Source organism: Bacillus sp. 01N45 (assembly GCF_056399205.1).
The window spans coordinates 63,859-69,858 of record NZ_JBFTQW010000018.1; the positions used below are offsets into that span (position 1 = coordinate 63,859).

Annotated in this window: 5 protein-coding genes; 3 read left to right on the plus strand and 2 right to left on the minus strand. The window is 32.9% G+C overall.

The features are described 5' to 3' along the window. Positions 1 to 1,029: 1,029 nt before the first annotated feature. On the minus strand, positions 1,030 to 1,851 hold the full coding sequence (locus AC1DMU_RS27335) for a UTP--glucose-1-phosphate uridylyltransferase (protein ID WP_097797297.1): 822 nt from the start codon (positions 1,849 to 1,851) through the stop codon (positions 1,030 to 1,032). 196 nt (positions 1,852 to 2,047) lie between these two features. On the opposite strand from AC1DMU_RS27335, the gene AC1DMU_RS27340 reads away from it, so the two are divergent. The 3 genes from AC1DMU_RS27340 to AC1DMU_RS27350 are packed head-to-tail and all read left to right on the plus strand — an operon-like array spanning position 2,048 to position 5,481. After that, entirely contained in the window at positions 2,048 to 3,337 is a 1,290-nt protein-coding gene (locus AC1DMU_RS27340) for a UDP-glucose dehydrogenase family protein (protein ID WP_097797296.1), read from the plus strand. Then, positions 3,334 to 4,287, plus strand: coding sequence for an NAD-dependent epimerase/dehydratase family protein (locus AC1DMU_RS27345; protein ID WP_097797295.1), 954 nt, complete (start codon positions 3,334 to 3,336; stop codon positions 4,285 to 4,287). The genes AC1DMU_RS27340 and AC1DMU_RS27345 overlap by 4 nt, the downstream gene beginning before the upstream one ends. Positions 4,288 to 4,290: 3 nt before the next feature. Beyond that, positions 4,291 to 5,481, plus strand: coding sequence for a glycosyltransferase family 4 protein (locus AC1DMU_RS27350; protein WP_097797294.1), 1,191 nt, complete (start codon positions 4,291 to 4,293; stop codon positions 5,479 to 5,481). Between the two features lie 410 nt (positions 5,482 to 5,891). Here the strand turns inward: AC1DMU_RS27350 and AC1DMU_RS27355 are convergent. Then, the coding region (locus AC1DMU_RS27355) for a zinc ribbon domain-containing protein (protein WP_327886445.1) at positions 5,892 to 6,000 on the minus strand (109 nt) is incomplete at its 5' end.

A 6,000-nucleotide genomic window follows, 5' to 3' on the forward strand; every position in this document is an offset into this window, starting at 1 on the left:
ACTTTATATTTTATAATTAGAACTTTTTAATATAAATACAAGCTGTAATCATTTTCTTTAAAGCTAAATCAATATCAAAAGGCACTGTACAATAGGAGAATTTCCGATTGTTTTACTAAAACATATTGAAGAAGTTTTTTATTGACTTAGAAGACAAAACAAGTTAGCTCGGCTGTCTTAGGACAAATTCGTTAGCTATCAAAAGTAATGATTAACCGAGATGTCCCCACTTCAAACAGTCCGTTAAGACGTTAAGTGGCAGGTAGTTCACAGAAGTATTATCTACTCAAATGTTCATTTTTTTCATTAAAAAGAAAGCACCTGCGCCAGTAGGGACTCTCTTAATGTGAGAAGTATTTTTCAATGGGCATTGAAATTAAAATGAGTTACAAACCTATAAACCTGTCCTTCAATTCAATATATGCTTGTCCTTACCAAAAAGTGAGAACAAAAGAGAGCACTCTCCCAATAAGTGCTCTCTTTTGAAAAATATAGGGGAACATGTTGGAAACCGTTCAATATCATTTATATGATGATTCTCCCCAACTATAACTAATATATCCATTAAAACCGGTTAATGTGTAGTTTTTATATAAAAAAGAAAAAATCATCCGTTATGGATGCTTTCCTTATCTATACCTGTACAACTCTTTGGACATATAAAACCTAAAAAGAGTCTTATGAAACTCGTATTGTAATTTAGATATTTTATTTAGCTGATTGAGATGCCGTCTGTTATCTTTTCTCTTTTTTGTATTTCCAATTATAATAAATTAATGCGCATTCTGTCCTATTCTAATTGCATAAAGCTAAGAAATACGAAAAGACCGCTAGACTAAAAAAAAGCTCTGCAGTCATATGATTTTTTCTTTTTTATTAGTAAAAGTCGGTTTCCCCCCCACTCCCTACTGACTCAGAGGTACGACATAAATATTCCTCATTCCCCTTAACTTTTACATATGTTTTATCAAATCTTCAGGAATTGCTTGTTAATCTAAAATGGATATTGGTTAAATCCTTTTCCATAAATCAATCCTTACTTACTTTATTTTTTGCATATAAAAGGTTAAGAAGCTGCATATATTCATCTTCTTGTCCAATATCAAATCGTTTCCCTTCAATCATTTTTCCATATACTTTTTTAGTCATAATTAAAGAATGTATCGCATCTGTTAATTGATATTCCCCCCCAACACCAGGTTGAAGCTTTTTTAATAATGGAAAAATATCCGGTGTGAAAACATATCTACCAATTACTGCAAGATTAGATGGAGGGTTTACTTTTGGTTTTTCAACAATATTTGTAACATCTATACAATCTTCTTTTACAATATTCCCTTCAATAATACCATACTTTTCTACACATTCATTTGGTACCCTATGAATGCCTATAACACTATTTTTCTTATCTTTATAAATTTTAATTAACTGGCTTAAAGCGGTTTCTTTATCCGAAACTACAATATCATCTGGTAAGAGTACAGCAAAAGGTTCATTACCAATAAATGTTTCACCTAATTTTATCGCCTCACCAAGTCCTTTCGCATATGGCTGTCTTATATAATGAATTTGAATCTTAGGGATAGTAAGCTCTTTTAACAGATGAGATTTTTTCTCTTTTTCCAAAAAAGCTTCCAATTCTAATGATTGATCAAAGTAATCAACTATTAAATCCTTTCTGCTAGAAAGTACAATTAATATTTGCTCAACACCTGACTTCACAGCCTCTTCTACAATATAATGAATCGCCGGTTTATTACCTATAGGAAACATTTCTTTTGGAATTACCTTTGTAATTGGAAGGCTCCTCGTGCCGTAACCAGCTGCTGGAATAATTGCTTTTTTAATCACTAATCTCTCTCCTTCAATTGTTTATAACAATGTATTCAGTACCCTTTGTACCTGCGCATAATGAAATCAAAAGAGGCCTTTACCTTCTGCCTACTTTCATTGCTTATATGAATAGGCCCTTTTACTTGTCACCAATCAAACTTGTCCATCAATATACTGTTACAACTAGTACTAAGTTTAGAAAGGTGATTAGCATATGAAAATATGTATTATAGGCTCTGGTTATGTTGGTATTACATCAGCAGCAGTATTAGCAGACTTAGGTCATGATGTTATATGCGTAGATAAAGATCAAGATAAAATTTCCTCTCTCCAAAAGGGAGAATGTCCCATTTATGAACCTGATTTAAAAGAACTTATTCACAAAAATCGAAAACGATTACAATTCAGTTGTGATATTGATAGTACTATTCGACAATCGCCTATTATTTTTATTGCCGTAGGGACTCCTTCCACATCAAGTGGAAAGACGGATTTAAATTATATCTATTCTGTTATCGATCTACTAGTTCCAGCTATAACATCGTATAAAACTATTATTACCAAAAGTACAGTTCCACCAGGTACAAATCAACAAATATGTGAAAAGCTTATTAAATCTGGGGTTTCATCATCCCTATTCAATATTGTTTCTAATCCCGAATTTCTTCGTGAAGGTTCTGCTGTTCGTGATATGCTCAACCCAGATAGAACTATTATAGGAATCCAAAATGGTGACACAAAGTCGTTAAAAATTATGCAGAATATATATAAAGGAATTAGTGCTCCTTTCGTTTGTACTGGTCTAAATGAAGCAGAGATGATTAAATATACATCCAATGCATTTTTAGCTACAAAAATATCATTTATAAATGAAATCGCACGAATTTGTGATGCATATAACATTGACATTGTTGAGGTGGCAAAAGGAATTGGCCATGACTTTCGAATTAACCCTCATTTTCTTCAGGCGGGAATGGGATATGGAGGATCATGCTTCCCAAAAGATTTACATTCACTCATCTATACAGCAAATGATAGGCACGTAGCAGTTCCTATTTTACAAGCTGTACAATCCATTAACTCCACACAAATAGATCTCTATGTTGAAAAAATTCAAAAAGCTATAAAAGAACCCTTTTTAAAAAAAATAACGGTGTTAGGAATTGCCTTTAAGCCAAATACTGATGATATTCGTAGCTCTCTTGCCGTAATACTCCTTGAAAAATTAATTCCTCATGGCTATGATCTACATGCTTATGACCCCAAAGCTCTTCTTCCCCCACATTTAAAAAGACAAGTTACACAGCATGATAACCTAGAATCTTCAATTACAAATTCTGATTGCATTATTATCGCAACGGAATGGGATGAATTTAAAACACTTAATTGGAAACAAGTCAAACAAGTTATGAGGGGATGCACAATCGTAGATGGACGCAATTGCATTGAAAAAGATGAAATAGAAAAATACGAATTACAATATATTGGAGTGGGTCGGTCATGAAAATACTTGTAACAGGAGCCGCTGGTTTCATTGGTTCACATTTATGTCAAGCGTTACTTAAAAATAGTGCATATCATGTAGTTGGAATTGATTATTTCATCGGTCCTACTCCAGCCACTTTAAAGACAGACAATATACAATCTCTCAAATTGAATTCACGTTTTCAATTCATACAAGAAGATATTTCAAATACAGATTTATCAAAACTATTACAGGATATAGATGTTGTTTATCATCTAGCTGCTATTCCTGGTGTGAGAACAAGTTGGGGAAAAGATTTTCAGTCTTATGTTTCAAATAATATAATGGTTACACAGCAGTTGCTTGAAGCCTGTAAACACATAAAATTAGATAAATTTATTCATATATCAACATCTTCTGTTTATGGTGAAAAATCTGGCGCAGTTTCTGAAGATTTATTACCTACCCCCCTATCTCCATACGGCGTTACCAAATTAAGTGGGGAACACTTATGTCATGTTTATCACAAAAATTTTCACATACCAATTGTTATTTTAAGATATTTCACAGTTTATGGTCCAAAGCAGCGTCCTGATATGGCATTTCATAGATTAATTAAACAACTGCTAGAAGATAAACCTCTCACAATATTTGGTGATGGAACGCAAACACGTGATTTTACCTATATTGATGACTGTATACGAGGAACGGTGGCCGCTTTAGAGACAAAAAAAAGTATAGTAGGTGAAGTTATCAATATCGGCGGAAAAGAACAAGCATCCATTTTAGACATCATTTCTATGTTAGAAAAAATATCAGGGAAATCAGCAACCAAAAAATTTCTAAAATCAGTTCCTGGAGAACCGAAGCAAACATGGGCAGATATATCTAAGGCCAGTACATTACTACAATATTCTCCAACAGTTTCTCTATCCGATGGATTGGAAGCAGAATTTCATTATATAAAACAACTATACAAAGGGGATTAATTTATGAAAATTGCATATATATGTACAGAAAAATTACCATCTCCAGCAATTAAGGGTGGAGCAATTCAAATGATGATTGATGGGGTGTCCCCCTATATAAGTCAAGATTATGAACTTACTATTTTCTCTATTTCAGATCCAGGTCTTCCAAATCAAAAAACACAAGATAATGTCAATTACGTGTATTTTCCTCAAAAAGAATATGAACAGCATGTTATAAGAACACTCCAAACCAATACCTTTGATATTATACATGTCTTTAATCGCCCTAAAAATATACCTCTATATAAACAAGCTTCTCCACACAGTAAGTTTGTATTAGGTCTTCATAACGATATGTTTGCTGAGCATAAACTATCCATTTATGAAGGCAATCTTATTATTGAAATGGTTACCGCCATTGTGACCGTTAGTAACTATATTAAACAAACTGTGATTGAAAGATTTCCACAAGCTGAAGAAAAGATTTCCATTCTCTACTCTGGTGTTAATTTAAAACAATCTCCCTCCATCTGGACACCAACAGGACAAAAGATAAGAAATACATTTCGTAAAAAATATGGTATACAAAATAAAAAGGTGATTCTATTTGTTGGCCGATTATGCAAAAATAAAGGACCTGACATACTCATTCATGCTATGAAGAAAATTATTCAAACACATAAGGATACGGTACTTGTAATTGTTGGTGGTAAATGGTTTAGTGATAACCGAGTAAATAAATATGTTAAAAGACTATATAAAATGGCTAGGCCAATTAAAGAACACGTAATTTTCACCAAATTTATTCCTGCAGATCAAATTCATAATATTTTTCTAATGGGGGATATATTTATATGTAGCTCACAATGGAACGAACCACTGGCACGTGTTCATTATGAAGCAATGGCTGCTGGAATCCCAATTATTACAACAAATCGTGGGGGAAATGCTGAAGTTATAACAGATGAATATAACGGATGCCTAATAGAACAGTATGATAACCCATTAGAGTTTGCCAGACTTGTCAATGCTTTGTTATCTCAACGAGAATTTGCCCAATGGATTGCTGAAAACGGTAGAAAGGTTGTGGAAGAAAACTTTACATTTAAACATACCGCGACAAAACTTGATCAGGTATATAAACAAGTCGCAGAATCTACAAATCAACCTTCTAAAAACTTATTACGCCCTCTCAAAATTCAAATTATTTAAACTACCAGTATTCATCATTTTTATTTAGGTCCACAAAATTTAAACATAGAGCTAAATAGAATTAAATATTTTTGATACAAATACAATTTTCTTTCCGTACAAAGTTTTTTTATAGGGTAAACTCAATGGAGTAAGAATGCTGCATTAATCTTTTCACCGTTTCTTTAACAAGATGATTTAATATAGCAAGGAAACAATTAAATACAAAATAACTACAAATAATTGCTCTCACAATTAAGATTTTTTATCCTTGATTCGGCCAAATGCAAATTTGTATACCTTATCGATTAATATGGATTGCATCTCGTTTCCTTGTGAAATTTTTGTACTATAAATTGAACTACCCCCACTTTCACTTCATTTACAAGTGAGGGATTCCTAAGTAAAGAGTTCTATCGAACTCTAATTGATTAGGCTAACCCCGCAGTCCTTGCGGTTAGAAGCCTTATCGCTTCATTCTTTAGATTAATACTTGCGTTAATATCCCTATCATGGTGTGTACGACAAGAAGGACAGTCC

Coding starts and splice junctions, on each gene's coding strand:
- AC1DMU_RS27350 (WP_097797294.1), top strand. CDS start 4,291: ATGAAAATTGCATATATATGTACAGAAAAATTACCATCTCCAGCAATT.
- AC1DMU_RS27340 (WP_097797296.1), top strand. CDS start 2,048: ATGAAAATATGTATTATAGGCTCTGGTTATGTTGGTATTACATCAGCA.
- AC1DMU_RS27345 (WP_097797295.1), top strand. CDS start 3,334: ATGAAAATACTTGTAACAGGAGCCGCTGGTTTCATTGGTTCACATTTA.